General features: G+C 67.9%; 16 protein-coding genes and 1 tRNA gene. 8 read left to right on the forward strand and 9 right to left on the reverse strand.

The features are described from left to right. Nucleotides 1-5: 5 nt before the first annotated feature. Nucleotides 6-485, reverse strand: a complete 480-nt coding sequence (locus ACFV9Q_RS22700) for a hypothetical protein (RefSeq protein WP_377236277.1) — start codon at nt 483-485, stop codon at nt 6-8. Between the two features lie 191 nt (nt 486-676). On the opposite strand from ACFV9Q_RS22700, the gene ACFV9Q_RS22705 reads away from it, so the two are divergent. The 4 genes from ACFV9Q_RS22705 (at nt 677) to ACFV9Q_RS22720 (ending at nt 4,226) form a co-directional block, all read left to right on the forward strand. Further along, nucleotides 677-750: transfer RNA gene (locus ACFV9Q_RS22705), tRNA-Pro, on the forward strand. Nucleotides 751-931: 181 nt separating this feature from the next. After that, the gene (locus ACFV9Q_RS22710) at nt 932-1,189 is read left to right on the forward strand and encodes a helix-turn-helix domain-containing protein (protein WP_377236278.1); all 258 of its coding nucleotides are present in this window, start codon (nt 932-934) and stop codon (nt 1,187-1,189) included. A gap of 202 nt (nt 1,190-1,391) precedes the next feature. Next, a complete protein-coding gene (locus tag ACFV9Q_RS22715; RefSeq protein WP_377236279.1) occupies nt 1,392-2,411 on the forward strand; it encodes a hypothetical protein in 1,020 nt (339 codons plus the stop codon). A gap of 54 nt (nt 2,412-2,465) precedes the next feature. Continuing rightward, a complete protein-coding gene (locus ACFV9Q_RS22720) occupies nt 2,466-4,226 on the forward strand; it encodes a peptidoglycan-binding protein (protein ID WP_377236280.1) in 1,761 nt (586 codons plus the stop codon). Nucleotides 4,227-4,308: 82 nt separating this feature from the next. Here the strand turns inward: ACFV9Q_RS22720 and ACFV9Q_RS22725 are convergent, their stop codons facing one another. From ACFV9Q_RS22725 to ACFV9Q_RS22750, 6 genes are all read right to left on the reverse strand, one after another. Next, nucleotides 4,309-7,182: a BTAD domain-containing putative transcriptional regulator gene (locus tag ACFV9Q_RS22725; RefSeq protein WP_377236281.1), complete on the reverse strand. Its 2,874-nt coding sequence runs from the start codon at nt 7,180-7,182 to the stop codon at nt 4,309-4,311. Nucleotides 7,183-8,060: 878 nt separating this feature from the next. Further along, the gene (locus tag ACFV9Q_RS22730) at nt 8,061-8,465 is read right to left on the reverse strand and encodes a Dabb family protein (protein ID WP_377236282.1); all 405 of its coding nucleotides are present in this window, start codon (nt 8,463-8,465) and stop codon (nt 8,061-8,063) included. Nucleotides 8,466-8,786: 321 nt separating this feature from the next. Then, nucleotides 8,787-9,386, reverse strand: coding sequence for a TetR/AcrR family transcriptional regulator (locus tag ACFV9Q_RS22735; protein WP_377236283.1), 600 nt, complete (start codon nt 9,384-9,386; stop codon nt 8,787-8,789). An 83-nt stretch (nt 9,387-9,469) separates the two neighbouring features. Next, nucleotides 9,470-10,174, reverse strand: coding sequence for a DUF998 domain-containing protein (locus ACFV9Q_RS22740; protein WP_377236284.1), 705 nt, complete (start codon nt 10,172-10,174; stop codon nt 9,470-9,472). After that, on the reverse strand, nt 10,171-11,604 hold the full coding sequence (locus tag ACFV9Q_RS22745) for an MFS transporter (protein ID WP_377236285.1): 1,434 nt from the start codon (nt 11,602-11,604) through the stop codon (nt 10,171-10,173). The genes ACFV9Q_RS22740 and ACFV9Q_RS22745 overlap by 4 nt, the downstream gene beginning before the upstream one ends. Nucleotides 11,605-11,677: 73 nt before the next feature. Then, nucleotides 11,678-12,481 carry a class I SAM-dependent methyltransferase gene (locus ACFV9Q_RS22750; protein WP_377236286.1) on the reverse strand — a complete coding sequence of 268 codons (804 nt, stop codon included), beginning with the start codon at nt 12,479-12,481 and terminating at the stop codon, nt 11,678-11,680. Between the two features lie 47 nt (nt 12,482-12,528). On the opposite strand from ACFV9Q_RS22750, the gene ACFV9Q_RS22755 reads away from it, so the two are divergent. Continuing rightward, entirely contained in the window at nt 12,529-13,104 is a 576-nt protein-coding gene (locus tag ACFV9Q_RS22755; RefSeq protein WP_377236287.1) for a helix-turn-helix domain-containing protein, read from the forward strand. An 80-nt stretch (nt 13,105-13,184) separates the two neighbouring features. Here ACFV9Q_RS22755 and ACFV9Q_RS22760 read toward each other — a convergent pair whose 3' ends face one another. Continuing rightward, a complete protein-coding gene (locus tag ACFV9Q_RS22760; protein WP_377236288.1) occupies nt 13,185-14,846 on the reverse strand; it encodes a PHP domain-containing protein in 1,662 nt (553 codons plus the stop codon). Between the two features lie 440 nt (nt 14,847-15,286). Between ACFV9Q_RS22760 and ACFV9Q_RS22765 the strand changes: the two genes are divergently transcribed. After that, entirely contained in the window at nt 15,287-16,756 is a 1,470-nt protein-coding gene (locus ACFV9Q_RS22765) for an MFS transporter (protein ID WP_377236289.1), read from the forward strand. Nucleotides 16,757-17,095: 339 nt separating this feature from the next. On the opposite strand, the gene ACFV9Q_RS22770 is transcribed toward ACFV9Q_RS22765, so the two are convergent. Beyond that, complete coding sequence (locus ACFV9Q_RS22770) at nt 17,096-18,019, reverse strand: LysR family transcriptional regulator (protein ID WP_377236290.1); 924 nt, start codon at nt 18,017-18,019, stop codon at nt 17,096-17,098. A 110-nt stretch (nt 18,020-18,129) separates the two neighbouring features. Here ACFV9Q_RS22770 and ACFV9Q_RS22775 point away from each other — a divergent pair, with 110 nt between their 5' ends. Next, nucleotides 18,130-18,963: an inositol monophosphatase family protein gene (locus ACFV9Q_RS22775; RefSeq protein ID WP_377236291.1), complete on the forward strand. Its 834-nt coding sequence runs from the start codon at nt 18,130-18,132 to the stop codon at nt 18,961-18,963. Between the two features lie 31 nt (nt 18,964-18,994). Then, a complete protein-coding gene (locus ACFV9Q_RS22780) occupies nt 18,995-19,630 on the forward strand; it encodes an NADPH-dependent F420 reductase (protein ID WP_377236292.1) in 636 nt (211 codons plus the stop codon). Nucleotides 19,631-19,685 lie beyond the last annotated feature (55 nt).

The following is a 19,685-nucleotide window of genomic DNA, read 5'->3' on the forward strand; positions in this document are numbered from 1 at the left end:
AGCGGCTACTGCCGGAACGCGAAGGCGACCGAGGCGTCGTCGACCCGGACGGCGCGCACCTCGTCGGCGGGGTGGTCCACCGGCAGGACCACGACCTGGCTCACCGCCAGGTGCTCGGCGGTGCACCGGGTCTCGTCGCTGGGCGCGGTCGTGACGTGCACCGTCCAGGGGTCGTACCAGACGACCGCCACGGGATAGGGCATGCAGCCGGGGGTGCCCCACGTCGTCACCGTGAGGCGCGCGGGCCGGACCGTGGCGTCGACGATCGCGTTGGTCATGCCCTCGACGGGTGGCCCCGGCGGCGACTCCTCGGCCGGCTCGGCGGGAAAGCTCTCGACGACGATCGAGCGCGGCGTGCCCTCCGGCGGCGGGACGGCGCCGTTCCCGGCGCAGGCCCCGAGGCCCACCGTGAGCGCGGCTGCGATCGCGAGCGTGAGACCGAGCACCCGAGGGAGGGTGAGCGTCGTCGTCCGCTGCCGGAGCATGCTCGGTCCCTCCCGATACGTGTGGTTGTCGTATCGACCATGGCAGGGGTGCCGAGGGAAGTTCAAAGGATTACTTCGCTGCTCGCGGGCCGGAAACACCAGGCCGCCGGACGTGCCGATCGGATACACTCGGGGCGTCCTGCCGGGAGTCTCCCGGTCCGGCCCGGAGACCTCGGGCCGACGCGGACCCACGGGGTGTAGCGCAGCTTGGTAGCGCATCTGCTTTGGGAGCAGAGGGTCGCAGGTTCGAATCCTGTCACCCCGACACATCTGTCCTGGTGAGCCTCTGGTTCGCCAGGCCAGAACGGACCAGAGATTTGAACTCCCCGACAAAAACCCGACACTTTGGTGTCCTGGAGACCCGTCCTGCGACATGGTTCGCAGAGCGTGACGGTCGCCTCCGATCGTTGCCCACTCTCCGGGTGCTCCGCACGCACCTGAGAGTCATGGAGACACAGCAGACGCCCGAGCGGGGGCTGGACCCGCTGCTGAGTATCGACGAGCTCGCGGACTATCTCGGTCTGCCGGTACGCACGATCTACGCCTGGCGCACCGCGGGCAAGGGCCCCCGATCGACTACGACGACGCGCACCCGGGGGTCATCTCGTGGGCCTTCGGCCGGGTCACATGCTGTGCTCAGCAGTGCTGTGCGGCGCGGCGTCCGATCCGCCACACCAGGATCCGAGCGCATAGATCGGGCATAGATCGAGCATCGGTCACACATCACAGCGCGCGGGATGCTGCTCCGACGAGACACCACACGTCCCCGAAGGAGCATCCACCGTGTTACCGAAGTTGATGTCCCATGACGCGAGTCGGCGTCAGTTCCTGAGAGGGATCGCCGTTGTCGGAGCGGGTAGCGCGGTCGCGGCGTACGCGGGCGCCCCGGCTACCGCCGCGCCGGCCGTGACAGAGACGGCGGCCAGCACGCCCGCCCGCACGGGGCTTCTCCACACCGTCGAGCACCTGTCGGCGGCGAGAGCTGGCGTCGAAGCCGGCACCGCGCAGTACGCAGCGGCGTGGTCCCAGCTGGCCGCGGACCCTCGTTCTGCTGTGGGGTGGACAGCGTCACCCGCCGCCGTGCTCCAGCTGGGTGGCGAGAGGTCGAACCATCACACGCTGCTCGACGACGCCCACGCCGCCTACCAAAACGCGCTGATCTGGCGGATCAGCGGCGACGAAGCGCACGCTCGAACCTCCTGCGCGATCCTCAATTCCTGGGCGGGGGAGCTCACCTCGGTCTCCGGCGATCCGACGACGTCCTTCACCTTCGGTGTCCACGGCTTCTTGCTCGCGAACGCTGCGGAACTGGTGCGTGATCGCGCAGACTTCGACGCTACCGCTGCCGAGGCGATGCTCACCGGCGTCTTCCTGCCCCTGAACACCGCTGCGCTGACGGACGCCGAGCAGGGCTGCGCACGCCGGTTCGGGGTGGTCAACCAGCTCGCACACCTGGCCTCGATGAGCGCCATCGCGGCCTTCGCCGGTGACGCTCCGACATTCGCGCAGGCCGTCGACTTCTTCGAGAACCGGCCCGGCGCGCCCGTCGCGAACACCATCCCGTTCCCGCATGACGAGGGTACGGGCCAGGTCCAGTCGATCAACGGGGTCGCCCTGGCGGCCGCTGTCTGCGAGATGGCCTGGAATCAGGGCCACGACCTGTACTCGTCGCAAGGGTCCCGGCTGCTTCCGGTCGCTGAGTGGGTCGCGGCAACCGCGGATGACTACACGTACTACCAGGACCCCGACCTGCTGTGGGGCACCTCGTCGTCCGGCGCGGCCTGGGCGATCCTGCACGACCACTACGCCGGCCGTCAGGGCGCCGCTGTCTCCGCGAAGCTCACGGCTCTCGCGAACCGGGCCCGAACGGAGGGCGCAGCGCTGGACCGGCTGGGCCTGGGCGGGTACGCGTACTTCCGCGGCTAGGCCACGAGTGGCCCCGAAGCACTTTCAACCTGTAGCACTACCGGAGAGAGAATCATGAAATTTGTGAGCCGTGCGGAATGGGGAGCACGTCAAGGCGACGTTGACGCCGCCGAGCCCGGGTTCGGCTGGAAGGGCGTGGTGGTCCACCACGTCGGCCAGGATGCTCCCTCGATCGGGCACTCCGGGTGTGCCGCTTACATGCGTTCCATCCAGAACGAGCACATCAACAGCGGCGCCTACGGCGATATCGCCTACAACCTCGCCGTGTGCCTGCACGGGTATGTCTTTGAAGGGCGCGGTCTGGGCAAGGTGTCGGGGGCGAACGGAACAGAGACGCCCGGCGCCAATTACGACTACTTCGCGGTCCTTGGTTTCCTCGGGCTCGAAGGGGCCAGCCAGCCCACCGCCGCCATGATCGAGGGCTTCAAGGACGCTATCGCGTATTGTCGGCGCTCCGGTAACGCGGGTCTGCGGATTCTAGGTCACCGGGATGTTCGTTCGACCCAGTGCCCTGGCAATCTCTACCCTCTCGTCGAGAACGGGTCGCTGGAGCCTGGCCCCGGTGCCGCGACCCCCACGTACACGGTCCAGCAGGGTGACACCCTCGCGACGATCGCCCGCCTCTTCGGGATCACCGCCGCCGCCCTGCTCGACGCCAACTGGGACGTGCTCTCGGACCTGGGGATCGCCGTTCCCGACACGATCCTTCCGGCCGGGACGGTACTGACCATCCCAGGCGTGCAGTGGGTAGAACCTTCCGACCCAGGAACGAGCACCGGCACACCCGCCGGCTGCGTACCGTTCCCCGGCACCGAGTGGTTCAAGGCCGAGCCCAACAGCGCGATCATCACCGCGATGGGCAGGCGCCTGGTCGCGGAGGGCGCCGGCAGGTACAAGGTCGGTCCGGGTCCCCAGTGGTCCGACATCGACCGGCAGTCCTACGCCGCCTGGCAGACCGAGCTCGGATACCGCGGTGCCGACGCCGACGGCTGGCCGGGGCGCGCCTCGTGGAACCAGCTGAGAGTCCCGGACTCCGGGGTCTCTGCCGGTCCCGTCGCCTACGAACCGTTCCCCGGTGCTGAATGGTTCAGGAACAACCCCAACAGCCCGATCGTCACAGCCATGGGCGTGCGTCTGGTCGCAGAGGGCTGCGGCGCGTACCTTTCCGGCCCGGGACCCCAGTGGTCCAACGTCGACCAGCAGTCCTACGCCAACTGGCAGAAGAAGCTCGGGTACTCGGGAGCGGACGCGGATGGCTGGCCCGGGCAGAGCTCGTGGGACCGGCTGAGGGTGCCCAAGCAGTCCACAACCCAGTACGAGCCGTTCCCTGGGGTGGACTGGTTCAAGAACAGCCCGAACAGTGGTGTCGTCACTGCGATGGGCAACCGGCTGGTCGCCGAGGGCTGCAGCGTATACGCGGTGGGCCCGGGCCCACAGTGGTCCGACGTCGACCGGCAGTCGTATGCGCTGTGGCAGCGGAACCTGGGTTTTTCGGGTGCCGACGCCGACGGCTGGCCCGGCCCGTCGTCCTGGGAGGCGCTCCGTGTACCCAAGCAGACGGCCGGGGCCAAGGAGCCGTTCCCCGGAGCGGCCTGGTTCCACGCCAGCCCCAGGAGCACGATCGTCGCTGCCATGGGCCATCGTCTCGTGGCTGAGGGATGCGCCGTGTATGAGACCGGTCCAGGTCCACAGTGGACGGAGGCCGACCGGCAGTCGTACGCGAACTGGCAGAAGAAGCTCGGGTACACGGGCTCTAACGCTGACGGCTGGCCAGGGCAGACCACCTGGGACAAGCTCGGGGTTCCGCTCACCTGACCTGACGTCTGGTCTCGGGTGCCCGGCTGGGCCGAGCTCGCATCAGCTCGGCCCAGTCTCGTCTCGTGTCAGGTCGTACCCGTCAGCGCGCGTGCGTCCGCTGAGCGCCGGGATCCGTCGCGTCCGGCCGGGGAGCGGCCCCGGAACGTGCGAGGTCGTCGATCAGGGCGCGCGAGCGCTGCTCGTCGTCCCACAGCCCGTGCCGGTGGTAGAAGTCCGCCGCGTCCGTGAGCGACGCGATGGCACGTTCGTGGTCGGCGAGTGCCACCAGCACGGGCCCCATCTGCAGGAGCGTTGCCGCGGCGCAGCGTTCGTCGTGCAGCTTCTCGAAGATCTGTGCTGCCTCTTCGAGCCGTGTGAGCGCGAGGTCGGCGTGACCGTCGGTGAGCTCAAGTGCGCTGAGCTCACGGAGGACAGCAGCTTCCCTGTGAGTGTCGTCGATGTGTCGGGCTCGTGCGATGGTGTCGGTCAGCCAGGGGCGCGCCTCGCCGGTCCGGCCCTGGAGCACCAGGAGCCGGCCGAGGCCGTTGCGCAGGACCAGCTCCTTGGGAAGATCGCCGGAAGCAGACACGACCGTCAGGGCGTCGCGCAACTTTGTCTCGGAGTCGTGGTATTGCCCGCGGCACCGGCTGACGGTTGCCATTCCTGCCTGCGCTAGGGCGGCCCCCACGGCATTGCCGTGTTCCTGGCAGGTCCGCCGGGACGCCTCAAGATACTCGGCGGCGGTGTCGATGTCGCCCTTGTAGATGTGGACCTGGCTCAGCCCGCGCTGCAGCGTCGATGCCGCGAGCGGGCTGATGTCGGCGCTTGCTAGCGCCGTCAGGTGGCTCTCGTGCCAGTCGTCGTAGAGCGCGTACTCGTCGTAGAGCGGAGCGAGCACACTTGCGAGCTCGTAAGCGCGCGTGGTGAGTTCCTGGTGGCATGCGAGACGAACTGCCTCCAGGAGGTTCTGGCGTTCGACGGCGATCCACCTCATGCCGTCGGTGCCGGCCGAGGCGCTGCCCTCGTCGTCCCGGAGCCATGACGGCACGATGATCGCGGTATCGCGTGAGCGGTCGGGCGGGTCGAAGAAACTGTGAGGCCGGTCTCGCCACACCCCGTCGGCGAGGAGTATCCAGCCGTCCAGAACTCGTGCCACAGCGTTCCGGCAGACGTCCGGTCTGCGTTCCCGCGCCCGGAGCCTTGCGTAGTCTCGGAGCAGGTCGTGCATGTGGTACCGGATCTGGCCCACTTCGCGGTCCGCTTGCTGCAGCAGGCCGGCGTCGGTCAGCTCGTCGATCACGTGGTCGTACTCCGTGGTGTCCAGCAGTGCGCCGAACACCCAGGCCGGTGCCTCGCAGGGACCGAGCAGGCCGAACAGGTCGAATGCCGTCGCGGCATGGTCGGACAGGGACTGCCTCGACAGATCGAGGCTTGCAACGACGTCAAGGTCGCCGATCCTCAGCTCGCTCAGGCGCTTGGTCTCGTCGTCCAGACGTTCGCGAAGCCGCTGTAGTGGCCAGGACGGTCTGCTCAGCAGCTTGGCGCCGACGATTCGGATCGACAGCGGCAGGAGGCCGCAGAGGTGCACGATGGCTTGAGCCTCATCGCGCTCGGCGTCGATCCGATCCTTCCCGACGATCTGCGCGAGCAGCAGCTCCGCATCGGACGCGGTCAGCGTGTCCAGATGAATCCGTCGAGCGCCGGGCAGCTCGGCAAGCATCCCACGGCTGGTGACCACGACGGCCGATTGTCCGTTGGGCGGCAGGAGCGGAAGGATCTGGTTTGTACTCGCGGCGTCGTCGAGGAGAAGAAGTACCCTGCGCCCCGCGAGGAGCGAGCGCAGGAGCGCGGCCCGATCGTCCGGCGAGGTCGGCAGGATGTGGCCGAGTCCGGTGATGCTCTGGAGCATCGTGGCCAGGAGCTCGTCCGGCAGTCGTGGGTTGCCGGAGGCTCCGGCGAGGTCGAGGCGGAAGTGCGCGTCGGGATATCGATCGCGGACCATTCGTGCGGCGTGGAGCGCGAGGCTCGACTTACCGGTCCCAGGAGCCCCATGCACGACAACCACCGTGGGTTGATCCTGCTCCTCCTCAGGGAGGAGATACCCGGCCAGAGCGTGGACCTCGACCTCACGACCGCAGAAGTCGGGTAACCCGGGTGGAAGCTGCCGCGGTGCGGGAGCAGGTGGCGGCAACGACGGTGCTGGTGTCCGGACTGGTGCGGCTGCCGTGGGACCGGGCAGCGACTCGTGGAGGATCTGCTCGTGGAGCACCCGGGTGGCCGGGCTCGGATCAGTGCCGAGCTCGTCGGCGAACGAACGGCGCAGCCGATCGTACTGCTGTAGCGCCTCACCGATCCGACCACTGCGGTAGAGGGCGGTCAACAGCTGGCGCCACAGCTGCTCCCGGAAAGGGTGCTCGGCGATCTGGCCCTCGATGTCCGAGACAACGCCTCGGTGTCGACCGAGGTTGATCCGTGCTTGGAAGCTGTCCTCGAGCGCCGTCGTGCGGAGATTCGTCAACCGGTGAGCGAGCTCCACAGCTCGATCACCGGGCGGGCTTCCATCGAACGGCTCGCCGCGCCATAGCGCAAGGCCAGCATCAAGAAGTTCCAGAGACTGTTCGAACGCACCGGCCTCGAACGCGTGCCGTCCGTCGTGCGTGGCGGCTTCGAAGACCCGTGCGTCCACGCCGACGAGATCCTCGTTGAGACTGTATCCAGAGTCCGAGAGTCTCAGGGCGTCGCCCTTGGGGTCGTCGAGCAGGAGCCTGATCTTCCGCACCTGGGTGTAGGCCTGTGCTGCCGCCGACGCGGGTGGCGTCGGCCCCCACACATCGTGCACGATTCCCGCGACGGGAACAGCCTGGGGCGAGTGCGCGATGATCGTCCCGAGAACTCCACGGCAACGCGCGGCAGACACCGGAGCCCAGGTCACGCCGTCCGACACCTCGACGGTGCCGAGGACGTTGACCCGCATCAGACGCTCCAATCAGTGCCCGCCGGGGACGACCGAACGAACAGTCGGAGCACCGGGCAAAGTATGCCGGATGGCGATGACGGTGACCGTTCGGGATCCGTGCAGGTCAGAGGTCGCCCACACGTGATCAAGCGTTCGTCTCGCGGTGGCTTGTTGGCCGGCTGCACGCCCCGCCAGAGGCGTGAAGTACGTAGGTCAGCAGATGGTGGCCGATGTGTGCACCCACCCGATCGTGCGCTCCATGGTCTCTGTGTACTTCGCCAACGGGTTCCGGTGGGCGGGCAGCAGCAGCGTGTTCACCATCTGCATGGAGGAACGCGTTCGGAAGGCTCTGGAACGCCTGGCTTGGACGCTACCCAGCTTCAGCGTCGGCGGACTCGCGGTCAGGATGACGACTGAGCAGATGCTGCCACCGCGACAGTCATGGTCCGGCGGTAGCCTCGGTCGCGCGGTTTCGGGCACGGTCGCGGCCAGAATGACGCTGACCACCTCGGCTCGCCGCGAGCTGCTTGTGGAGTAGCTTGAGCAGGTCGTCTGTAATCGAGATGCGCACGGTCCATCCTCCCCCGGCCGTTGTGGTCACGTCGGCTGGCGCCGGTGCTCCACACCAGCGTGTGCAGCCGGGAGAGCTCGCCCGTCTCGACTCGTCAGGACGGTCCCCGCAAGCCCGATCACGTTCTCTCCGTCAGCGGCGGGTTCCAGCCGACGGTCCCACCCGGTGTGCCCTGTGGCAAGAAAGGTGCTCCCCACCCGCTTGAAGTGACCCCAGACAGGCCACATCCTTGCAGGTGAGGGCACCTTTCCTCACGCCCTGGCGGCCTCAGAGACCTCGGTGATGACCATCCAACTCACATGAGTTCTCCCAGGCTGGTGGGTGGTCAGTCGTCCACCCCGGCGCCGCGGTACGCGGGCACCGCCGCGAGCATGTCGGCGATCTCGGGGTTGAGCTCGTTCCGTCGGCGATGCAGGTCCTGGATCTTGAGATTCAGCTCCGGGTCATCGTCGTCGCTGATGTCGAAGATGTCGAGCCGCTCGGCCAGGTCCAGCCCGAGGTGGTCGGTCTCGTACGTCGTCGAGTGGGTCAGGTACTCGAACAGCCCGTCCAGGTCCTCGACGGCGAACGCGGCGCTGTACTCGTAGTCGCCCCCGTGATCCCGGCCGACAATGAACGACTTGACGGCGGGGATGGTCCGCCCCTGGTTCCGCCAGCTCTCGAGGATCGCCTCGATCTGCTCAGGAGTTGCAACGGCCTTGATCGTGACGCGGTTGACGTGGTAGATCACGGTTTCCCTCTTCCTAACGAGGTTCGATTATCTAACGTCGTTAGATTACAGCCGACGGCGTCGATGTCAACAGTGCGTTCGGTTCCGTTCGATGGGAGCCGATGGGAGGGAGGGCACAGCGTCGAGGAGCGCGAGCTCGGGTATGACGGAACCGGCGTTCGGGGTCGCGACGAAGCGACCGCTGCGGCCAGGCAGCAGGGCGCGGACCGCGCCTCGCCCACGATCAGGGCGGGCGACCACCGGTAGCCACGTCACGCGTATGGCGAGGCGTGAGCGGTGTCGTCGCTTCGGCGGACCGACCTGTAGCGGCCCGCCGTGCTGTCAGCCCGACGAGCCCTTGCTGCGCCAGCCGAGCAGGATCGCGCCGAGTGCCTGCTCGGCCAGTCGCTGCGCGCGCTCGCTCCCGACCGTTCCGAGGTCGCCGAGCGAGGACATGCCGGCGAGGGTGCCCCACACGATCTCGCAGGCCTCGGTGCGATCGACAAGGACGACACCGTGCGTCTCCGCCCAGGCGCTGAGCAGTTCGGTAACCATCTCGATGGCAGGCTCGGCCGCGCGGCGGCGGTCGTTCGCATCGATCACGGTGCCGTTCATCGCCTGGTAGAGATGTGGGTGCTCGCACGCGAAGCGAACGAACGCAGAACCTGTCCGCAGGACGCGCTGGTCGAGGTCCGGCTCGCCGGCGACCTGCTCGAACTCGACCACCATGAGGTCGTAGCCGCGGGTGACCAGCTCGAGCACCAACGCGTCCTTGTTCGCGAAGTGTTGGTAGACGACGGGTGCCGTGTACTCCACCTCGGCTGCGATGCGCCGGATCGTGAGCGCGGTGGCTCCCTCGGTCTCCAGGACGCGGAACGCAGCCTCGGTGATCCGCTCGCGCAGGGCGTTCCGTTCGCGGGCGCGTCGCGTGCTGCTCGACATGTTCCTCCGCTTCCCCGATGTCCCCCCGGATCCTAACCCTGGGGGACGGTGTCCATGAGGTAGCTACCGACCGGGGTGGAGCGCTACCGGGATCGTCGGTGACGGCTGCTGCGGCGCCGGCCCGCGTAGAGACGGCTCAGGACGCCGATGCCGAGGGTGAATGCCCAGACCTGTGCGGGAAAGACGGTGATGCGTTCAGCGATGCCGATGCCGATCGGGCCGGTGGGGTTGGTGACGGCAACGACGGTAAGGCCGAATCCGACGAGGCCTAGGACGCCTAGGGCGAGGGCGGTCCCGCGGATGGCGGGGAGCGTGCGTGTGGAGTCGGAGATTCCCGCGGTGACGAGGGCGGTGTTGCCGAGGATGAAGATTGGCAGAGCTCCGATGGAGTGCCCGGTGAGGTTGACGTCTTCGGGTATCAAGCCGACGAGGATCCAGGAGATGCCGGTGACGGCAATCATGATTGGCCACGTGGCTCGACGGAGGCTCAGGATTCTTGAACGGGCGATGAGTGTGATGCCGGTGAGCATCAGCATCCCTTGGAGGACGAATGCGGTGTTCATGATCGGGTGGAGTGGCGAGCAGACGTAGTTGTCGGAGAAAGGGCCGCAGACAGTCGCGCCGAGGTCGCTGATGTAGTTGTTCCACCAGCTGTACGCGGGATTCGTCCACGCGGCCTGGGCGACGAGGTGGGCGACGAAAAACTGGATGGTGCCGAGGGCCAGCAGTATGGATCCGACGGCCGCCGTACGTGGGCGGGGTCGCGCCGGGCGGGTCGTGGTGCTCATCGGGTGTGCTCTTTCGGGTGGATGATGGCAGTGAGGATGGCGCCGGCAAGGAAGAGGATGCCGACGCCGGTGTAGGCAGCGGTGTAGGTGTGGACGGCGGCAGCTTCCGTCTGTCCGGGATGGGCGCTGAGGTAGTTGGCGGCGGAGGAGGCAGCGATGGTGCTGAGGGCCGCGACACCGACGGAGCCGCCGATCTGCTGGGCGGCGTTGACGGTTGCTGCCGCAGCTCCCGCGTCGGTGTCGGCGACGCCGGCGGTGGCAGCGCCGGTAGCGGTGGCGATGACGAGCCCGACGCCGGCGCCGATGAGCAGCAGGCTGGGGAGCAGGTCGACGACGTAGTTCGCCGTGGTTCCCAGGCGCACGAGCAGCAGGGCCCCGGTCCCTGCGAGGGCGAGTCCGACCGGGAGGACGCGACGGTTGGTGATCGTCTGAGTCAGGCGTGGTCCGATGAAGACCGCCGATGCGACGAGGGCGACGGGGACAGGGAGGAAGGCGACGCCGGTGAGTAACTGCGGGTAGCCGAGGGTGGATTGCAGGTAGTACGGCAGGAACAGAAAGGTGGTGAACAGTCCGGCCGAGGAGAGCAGCAGAGCTATCAGGGCGGCGCCACGGACGCGGTCGAGGATCACGCGCAACGGCAGCAGCGGGGTGCGGGTGCGTGCCTGGATGATCACGAACGCGACCAGCAGTCCGAGTGCGGCGGCGAGGTAGGCGACGGTCGTCGGCGCTGCCCACCCTGAGGTCTCGGCCCGGGCGGTGCCGAGGACCAGGGCGAAGAATCCCGTAGTCACGGCGATCGCGCCGGGGATGTCGAGCCGTTGGCGGTCACCGCGCGTCAAGCCGGGAAGCAGCACAACCGCCCCGACGATCGCGGGGAGCGCGACGACGGCGTTGATGTACATCGTCCACCGCCACGACAGTGTTTCGGTGAGTGCGCCGCCGAGGAGGAGGCCCAGGGTGGTGCCGACCATGGACACGGCGCCGAAGATCCCGAATGCCCGGCCCCGTTCCTGACCGTCGCTGAACGTCACCGAGACGAGCGCGAGCGCGGAGGGAGCGAGAAGGGCCGCGAACGCGCCTTGAGCGATGCGGGCCGCGATCAGAACCTCGACGGATGGTGCGGCGCCACCGATCGCGGAGGCGACCGCGAAGCCGATCAGTCCCGCGACGAGCGTCTGCTTCCGGCCCCACCGGTCGCCGAGGCGCCCGCTGAGCAGCAGCAGGCTGCCGAAGGTCAGCGCGTACCCAGTGATGATCCACTGCCGCGAACTGTCCGGGAACCCCAGATCCGTCTGAGCCGATGGCAGCGCGATCGTCACGATGGTCGTGTCCAGGGCGATCATCAGTTGAGCGATCGCCAAGACAGAAAGCAGCCACCAGCGACGGCGGACGGTCACGGGAGCGGGTGGTGTTTGAGAGTTTCCGGGCATGGCAAGCGGGCCTCCTGATGAAGGTGTGAATGGTGTGGGGCGACGATCGCCGAGGAAGAAGGAGTTGCGTGCCTTACGGGCGGCGGGCGACCCACAGTGTTCGGGCGCCTCGGAGACGGACCCGCGCGGGGAACGTTTCAGGGCTTTGACCGGTGTACAGGGCGGTCAACACACTCCTGTCCGCGTCGCTCAACCGGTGCCCGGCATGCAACGCGAGGCGCTGAAGCTCGAGCCTCGCATAGGCACCGCCCGGCCCATCGGCAGGCAGATCTTGGTCACTGGTGAGAACGCGCACGGTTTCCAGGTCGAATCCCGCCAGCCGGATCGAAGTGGTCCAGTCCGGCGAGGGCAGGTCCGCGCCTGCAGACTGCCTCAGGCGAGACTCGAGCTCTGCGTACCCGTCGGGAAGGAGCCGAGGTGACGTGTCCATCTCGATCACCGCAAGCACCCCGCCGGGGCGCAGCAGCCCGAACAAGCCGGTGAGCACGGCGTCCGGATCCTTGAGCTCGTGGAATACCGACGACGACCACACCAGATCGACCGAGTCTGGAGCAAGGCCGGGGGAGAGGATGTCTCGAGTCGCTGCGACAACTTGGTCCGCACCCTCGGTGGCTGCGCGGGCCTGCACCAGCCGTGTCATCGCCGGGTCGGTGTCCACGGCGACGACCTGGGCGTCCGGGAACCGGCCCGCCAGCTGAAATGTGGCCGCCCCCGTCCCTGCCCCCGCATCCAACACCGACCGCACCTCATGCGCACGGGCTCGGTTCGCGACGACATCCAGCGCGTTCTCCATGAGGCCTGCATGGACTTCGGCATCCAGCTCCAGCAGCTGTGGAAGCAGAGCCTGCGTGTCGAGTTGATGTGCGTGAAAGGCCATGCCTCCAGCGTAGAGGCGTCATGCTTGAGGGGCATAGACTCTTGCCTATGGAGCAAGAACTGAACGTCGACCGACTCGTCAGGCAGCGGATCCGAGCGCTGCGGCTCGCTCGAGGGTGGTCGCTCGACGCGCTCGCTGAACGCGCTTACCTCAGCCCGTCCAACCTCAGCCGCATTGAGACCGGAGCTCGACGCATCGCTCTCGACCAACTCGTCCCACTTGCGCGGGCGCTCGACACCACCATCGATCAGCTCACCGAATCACCCAACGACGAGGACGTCGTGATACGGCCCCAGCAGGATGAACGGCGCGGCATGACCATGTGGACGCTCGCCAGCTCCCGAACCCCCGGAGGGCTCACCGTCGCGAAGATGCGGATCGCGACCCCCGTACCCTCGCTCGAGGAGGCAGGTGTGCACCCCGGCAGGGACTGGTTCACCGTTCTCACCGGAACCGCTGCGTTGCGCCTGGGGGAACGAATCATCGTTGTCGAACAAGGCAACGCTGCTGAGTTCTCGACCATGTTGCCCCACGCCATCGGGGCACATGGATCGAAACCGGTCGAGATTCTCACCATCCTCACCGCGGAAGGCCAACACGCTCACTCCGAACAACCGGGCTGATCTCCGAGGCGGGGGGCTCGGTGGTCACTGTGCCGATCGGCTCGACAGTGCTGAGACCAGGGTCGGGCCGTGGTGCGTTCCTACTCGACCTTGAGGAAGATCGGGTTGCTGTAGAACCAGAGGTCCTCCCAGGGATTGACTGCCCCGGGGACATCCTGCGCCGGCCCGGCCGGGTCCACGTGCTCGCCGAGGTAGCCCGGCTGGCTGCGCTTGCCGTCCGTACCGCGGAGCCGGACGTAGCCGTCGTGCTCGGCCATGAAGCGGTGGGTCAGGGTCACTGGTCCGGACTTCCCCACGGTGTCCCACGAGTGGACCACCCTGGTCTCCGGTGCGTAAAGAGCGTCGGGGTCGGCGACGGGGGCGGACACCCGGCCGCGGATCAGGTCCACGCGGGCCAGCTGGGGCAGGAGCCCGGCGTAGTTGACGCTCGCCGCCAGATCAAGGGTCACGATCAGCTCGACCTCTGTGCCGGCCGCCACGACCAGTTCCTCGCCGAGGGTGGCATGCCGACGTGGGATGCCGCGGGTCTTCGTCCTGAGCTGGACGTCCAACCCGGTGATCAGATCGCCGAAGCAGACCCACATCCGACCAGCCCTCATCGCGTCGATCACCGCGCGGTGGCTGAAGTCTTTCGCTCCGACCCACGTCTTGTTGTACGCGCCGGGCGGGAAAGAGCTGTACTCGGCGACCGGCCGGCCTGCGCCGACCGGCGGCGGGTAGACACCTGTGGACTGGAATGTGTCTCCGCCCTCGTTGTAGGGAGTCTTGTCGTAGGCGGCCTGGTCGAGCTGATCGACGGGGTTCTTGACCCAGTCGCCGCAGCCCTGGTGGCCGTCCGACGTGGTGGTGATCCACCACCGGCGGCCCTCGGACAGCAACGAGTCCCACACGCCGCCGACCGTGGCGGTCATCCAATCGAACCCGCCCCACGTTCGGTAGCTCTCCTCGGGGTACCCCGGAAAGGAGTACTGACCCGGGCTGCTGTCGTACAAACCGCGCCCGCGCGCCATGCCAGGCGCGGGAAGACCCGCCGCCTGATGGCCGGGCGCACCCTCGAACCCGATGACGACGTTCGGCGCCGCGTCCTGCCAGGCGCGCAGCTCGGCAGGACCGTCGATACCTTTTCGCGCCGGGTGGTTGGGCAAGACCAGTGCGTCCGCGAGCCGCCCCGAACGCACGGCGGCGGCGATATGCTTCAGCGCGTCGAGCGCCAGCGCCTTGTTCTCAGGGGTGCCGTCACGTGCGTCGACCACGAGCGCGTCAAACTTGTTCACCAGCTCTTGGAGTGCCCGCGGCTCGCCCGTTCCGGGCGCCATCATGAACGTGGTGTGCTCACCGCCAGGGATGTTCCACTCCAGGCCGTTGAAGATGAGCAGGTCCTCGCCGTGCCGCTCTCTGGCCGCCAGGATGTCCCGACGCTGCGGTGCGATGCTGTGGGCAGCGAACGCCGCGTTGCCGTGGTCGGTGATGACAATCCAGTCCAGCCCGCCGGCCACAGCGCGGGCTGCTTGGTCGTCGATGCGGTACATCGCATCGTTGCTGTACTGGCTGTGAAGGTGATGGTCGCCAGCGAGCCAGACGACGCCACCCCGCTGGGGGCGAGGACGGACAGGAGCGGCGCTCGCGCCAGTGGCACCTGATCCAGCCACCAGACCAGCCCCGGCGGTTCCGGCTCCGAGCAGGAAGCCGCGTCGGGAGGCGATTGGCGAAGTGGCGAGATCGGTGGTGCGGTGGTCGTTCAACGAGGGACTCCTCAAGGCCGGGCAGGAAAGCTCCCGGGCATGCGGAAGCGCAGCCAACCTCGCAAACATCGGTGTCCGCAGACTGAACCACACCTGACGGCCCCGTGAATCCGAGACGCAATCATCAAGTACAGGCAGCGTCCGAAGGAATCCGACCACTACGAACTACTCCCGCACGCGCGACCGCGCGATGGGCGACGCATCCCAGACGAGATGATGCGCCATGGTTCGTCAGCGGCCCAGCGCTGGTCGACGAGGACCACCTCTCTGACCGGGACGGCCTGGTCCGAGATCGCGGTGTCGGCGTCGCTCCGACGCATCCCCGAAGCGGCTCGGAGCCTGGTAGCCTCACGAGCATCAGAGGTAGAAACACGACACCAATGTCGTGCGCGCACGCGGGTCGCTGAGCCGCCACTTCTCTCGTAACGAGGAGTGCGCCCATGAGCGACCACCGTCCACGATCCACCTCCGAGTCCCGGCCGCAGCAGGCCGGTCACCAGCACTGGCCAGTTTCGCTGGGCGCCGCCTGGGTCGCGCTCTCGGGCCTGTCCGCCGTGTTCTTGTTCGAGATGCTGGACAGCTCGGTCCTGAACGTGGCACTGCCCACCATCGGTCGCGAGCTGGGCGCGTCGACCACGGAGTTGCAGTGGGTGACCAGCTCCTACGCCGTGGTGTTCGGCGGTCTGATGATCGCACTGAGCGCAGTCGCCGACCGTTTCGGTCGCCGAAAGGTCATGCTGATCGGTCTGGTGCTGCTCGCGCTGGCCAGCCTCGCGACTGCGTTCGTGAGCACGACCGGACAGCTGATCGCCGTGCGGGTCATGACTGGCGTCGCGGCTGCGATGACGACCCCGGGCTCGATGGCCCTGGCATATCGGCTGTTCGCTGATGAGCAGCTGCGGCTGCGGGCTATCACCCTGATCTCGACCGTCGGTCTCGTTGGGCTTGCGGCGGGGCCGACCACGGGTGGGTTCGTGCTCGGCTTCGCCCCGTGGCAGGCGCTGCTCCTGGTGAACGTCCCGATCGCCGTGATCGCACTGGTCTGCATCCGCCTCGGCGTGCCTGCCGACCAGCCGGACGAACTGCACGCCGAGCCGATCGACGTGAGCGGAGCCCTGTTCGGCAGCACCGCCGTGGTGCTCGCCCTGCTGGCACCCACTGTGTTCGTCGAGAACGGTGTCGGCTCCTGGCTGCCGTGGGCGGCGACCGCGGGAGCGGCCTGTGCGGGGCTTCTGTTCGTCTGGCGGCAGCGGGCCGCCGCGCATCCTCTGCTCGACCTCGCTCTGCTCGGGCGCCCGCTGGTCGCCGGCGGGCTGGCGTTCAAGGCTGCGGCCGGTCTGGCAGTTGCCGGGCTCAGCTACCTGGTCACCCTGCAGCTTCAGCTCGACTGGGGATGGACGCCGGCGCAGGCGGCTCTTGGCCTGCTGCCGCAGGTAGTTGTCCTGATCGCCGGCGGAGCGGTGATCGGCCCGCTGGTCAGGTGGCTCGGCCTGGAACGGGCGGCCTGGGTGAGCGCGGCCGTCGTCGTGGGCGGGCTGGCGGTCTACGCCGTCCTCGGGCGCCTCGCATACGCCTGGATAGCGCTCGCCCTCGTGCTTGTCGCCGCAGGCATGCGCATCGTGGGAGTCGTGGCCGGCAACAACGTCATGCGCGGCCTGCCCGCCGACCGCACGACGATCGGAGCCGCGCTGATCGACACGGCGGGCGAGCTCACCACCGGCATCGGGATCGCCGTGGCCGGCACGATCCTCGCAGCCGTGTTCACCGGCAGCATTACCGCCCAGGACTGGACGGCCACCCAGACCGGACAGTTCCGCGATGCCGTCACGCTGTCCGCGGTCGTTCTGACCATCCTTGCCGGTCTGTTGGTCGGCTGGGGAATACTCCGTGCCCGCACGCCGGCCCGCTGACGCGCACACGGCGGTCAGCCGCCGGTGGCGCTCCGCAGCGCCGTGGCGACGTCGTCCGTGAGGATCGGCTGATCGCCGGCTCGGTGTCGCTCCGCGCGGCGAGCTTCTCCCGGGCGCTACAAGGGCCTGGTCTCGTTTGGCCAGAAGGTAGGGGGCCACCAGCGCCACATCGGACGCGTCCCGCTGTTCCACCGCGCCGCCCAGGTGCTCGACGGCGTCTGCGAGGCACGGGCTCTGCGGATCGTCGCCGGCAGCCAGGCCGGGCATGGTGAGGGCGACTGCACCGTGTCCGGCGCCGGGCGCGACATGGCGACTGACCGTCACGCCTGGACGAGTCGTCTAGGAGGACGCCGTCCCGGTTGTCGTGGTCCCTATTCCGGTCAGCTCGCTGACAGTCGTCTCGCGCAGCCATCGGTGTGCGGGGTCGCCGCTGTTGCGGGTGTGCCAGCTGATGGTGAGCGGGAGCGCGGGGATCGAGAGCGGCAGGGGCGCGGTCGCGAGGCCGAGGGCGTCGATGTCCTGCTGGCAGATCCGCTCAGGAACCGCCGTCAGACTGTCTGTGGTCTGCACGATCCGCAGGGCGGCGGTGCTCGTGGGGGCGGTGGCGATCACCGTGCGTGCAAGGCCCAGCTCGTCGAGGGCGTCGTCGACAGGATCGGCGAATCGTCCACGCCGCGAGACATTGATATGTGTGGCTGCCGCGTACTGCTCAGCGGTCATCGGCATGCCAGCCAGAGGGTGGCCGTTGCGCATCACGACGACGAAGCGGCTGGCTGTGACAGTCTGCGACTCCATGTCTGCGGTGGTGCCGGCGGACGAGCCGATCTCGATGTCCGTGCGCCCGGTCCGGAGCCCGTCCATGTCGGTGCTGGACTCGGCGAGGAACCGGATCCGCACGCCGGGCGCTTCCGCACTCACCCGCCGGATCAGCCTCGGCGCGAGCGCGCTGGTGATGGCGTCGTGGCACCGGTACGTGAACGTCGTGGCCAGCCTGTCGAGCTCGAGGTCATGGTGTGGCGTGAGGACCGCGCGCACCTGCTCGGCAAGCTGATGCACCTGGTCGCGCACATTCAGCGCATACGGCGTGGGCACCATGGTCCGCCCCGATCGCACCAGGATCTGGTCCCCGGTCGACCTTCGGATCCTCGCGAGTGTCCGGCTCATCGCGGGCTGAGAAAGATGCAGGCGGTCGGCGGCACCGGTCACGCTGCCCTCCTCGAGGAGGACGTCGAGGGCGGCAAGGAGGTTCATATCCAGTTGCATGCAGGTAATAGTACAGATGCAATACATGCATTGGACATCATGACGTGGTCGCTCTTGAATTGAGCCAGCAGGAACACACCGACAGTTTCCTTTTGAGAGAGGCCCAGATCATGACCACGATCTCCACGCTGAGCGATGCCAACGTCAACGCTGTCCAGGACGCCACATTGGTTCCGGGTATCCAGGCCGCGCTTGCCGCCGCCGGTGCGGTGCTGGTGCAGCGCTTCGAGACCAAGCCCGAGTTCCTGACCCGCGACGACGTCGTCGAAGGGATCTACGCGAACGACCGTGCGTCCCTGGACGCGATGCGGCCCGCCCTGACCGCGCTGCGGCCGGAAGCAGGGTGGGCGGAGGACGAGCTGGAGAGTGGTGCGCTGCCGGACGGGGAGTGGTGGATCACCGACCCCGTGGAGGGCAACATCAACCACATCCACGGTATGGCGGACTGGGGCGTGACTGCCACCCTCGTGCGCGACAACGTCCCCGCTGTCACCGTCGTGCACCTTCCGCTGACCGGGGACTTCTACACCGCGGTTCGCGGCGGCGGAGCATTCCTCAACGGGCAGCGGATCACCCCGTCGGTGAAGACGAGCCTCGATGCCGCTCTGGTCGGCTCCGGGCAGGCCTCGCCGCGCGAGACCAGCGATACGTTCGCGAAGATCGCCCGGTCCACCGAGGCGATGCTCGATGCGGGACTGGTGCTGCGTCTCTCTGTCCCCGCGACGCTCCAGCTCATCCAGGTCGCGGCCGGACGCACGGACCTCTTCTGGCAGCACAGCGCCGTCCGGTCCGGCCTCGTGTCGGGTGCACTGCTCGTCAGTGAGGCCGGCGGGGTCGTCTCGGACCTGGAGGGCGGGCCGTGGACGCTCGACAGCACAGGCTTTCTCGCCACCACGCACCAGCTGCACGCGGAAGCGGTCAGCATCCTTGCCCCGCACGCCTGAGTCACCAAACCAGAGAGAAGGAACATCCTCCATGTCGCGAATTGCCATCCTCGGCGCCGGGCGCGTCGCCTCCAGCCTCGCCACCGCACTCGTCGAACAGGGGCACCAGGTCACCATCGGCGTGCGGGACCAGACCAGGACCCGTGACTGGCTCGTCGAACCGATGGTCTGCACCAGCATCGGTGAGGCAGTGGTGGGCGCCGACGTCGTGTTCAACGCGACCCCGGGCGAGACCTCCCTGGAGCGTCTCTCCGCAGTACGCGAGGAACTTGCCGGCAAGATACTCGTCGATGTCAGCAACGCGGTCGAGCGTGGCCTGAACGGGCTGCCAGGGACGCTGACCTATCCGGGCTCGAGCCTTGGGGAGATGCTTCAGGCGGCACTCCCCGACACGAAGGTCGTCAAGACGCTCAACACCATGCTGTTCACGGTCATGGCGAACCCCGGCAGTCTGAGCACGCCCGCGACGGTGTTCGTCTCCGGCGACCATGCCGATGCCAAGGCCACCGTCACCGGGCTTTTGCAAGACCTCGGGTGGACTCCTGGCTCGATCCTTGACCTGGGCGACATCCGTACCGCCCGCGGCCCGGAAGCTATGATCCTGGCCGTCCCAGATCTCATCGCGGCACGCGGTCTCGCGCCGTTTGCGATCACCGTGGCCTCCTGAACCGTCGTCCTGATCCGTGGGTGGCGGAGCCGGGCGTGGCCTGGTGGCGGAGGGA

Source organism: Promicromonospora sp. NPDC059942 (genome assembly GCF_042731755.1).
GTDB lineage: Bacteria > Actinomycetota > Actinomycetes > Actinomycetales > Cellulomonadaceae > Promicromonospora.

Bases quoted from the DNA above. Each gene is read 5' to 3' on its own strand.
- ACFV9Q_RS22770 (WP_377236290.1), bottom strand. From the start codon at position 18,019: ATGCAACTGGATATGAACCTCCTTGCCGCCCTCGACGTCCTCCTCGAG.
- ACFV9Q_RS22755 (WP_377236287.1), top strand. From the start codon at position 12,529: ATGGAGCAAGAACTGAACGTCGACCGACTCGTCAGGCAGCGGATCCGA.
- ACFV9Q_RS22710 (WP_377236278.1), top strand. From the start codon at position 932: ATGGAGACACAGCAGACGCCCGAGCGGGGGCTGGACCCGCTGCTGAGT.
- ACFV9Q_RS22740 (WP_377236284.1), bottom strand. From the start codon at position 10,174: ATGAGCACCACGACCCGCCCGGCGCGACCCCGCCCACGTACGGCGGCC.
- ACFV9Q_RS22775 (WP_377236291.1), top strand. From the start codon at position 18,130: ATGACCACGATCTCCACGCTGAGCGATGCCAACGTCAACGCTGTCCAG.
- ACFV9Q_RS22780 (WP_377236292.1), top strand. From the start codon at position 18,995: ATGTCGCGAATTGCCATCCTCGGCGCCGGGCGCGTCGCCTCCAGCCTC.
- ACFV9Q_RS22735 (WP_377236283.1), bottom strand. From the start codon at position 9,386: ATGTCGAGCAGCACGCGACGCGCCCGCGAACGGAACGCCCTGCGCGAG.
- ACFV9Q_RS22700 (WP_377236277.1), bottom strand. From the start codon at position 485: ATGCTCCGGCAGCGGACGACGACGCTCACCCTCCCTCGGGTGCTCGGT.
- ACFV9Q_RS22745 (WP_377236285.1), bottom strand. From the start codon at position 11,604: ATGCCCGGAAACTCTCAAACACCACCCGCTCCCGTGACCGTCCGCCGT.
- ACFV9Q_RS22725 (WP_377236281.1), bottom strand. From the start codon at position 7,182: ATGCGGGTCAACGTCCTCGGCACCGTCGAGGTGTCGGACGGCGTGACC.
- ACFV9Q_RS22765 (WP_377236289.1), top strand. From the start codon at position 15,287: ATGAGCGACCACCGTCCACGATCCACCTCCGAGTCCCGGCCGCAGCAG.
- ACFV9Q_RS22750 (WP_377236286.1), bottom strand. From the start codon at position 12,481: ATGGCCTTTCACGCACATCAACTCGACACGCAGGCTCTGCTTCCACAG.
- ACFV9Q_RS22720 (WP_377236280.1), top strand. From the start codon at position 2,466: ATGAAATTTGTGAGCCGTGCGGAATGGGGAGCACGTCAAGGCGACGTT.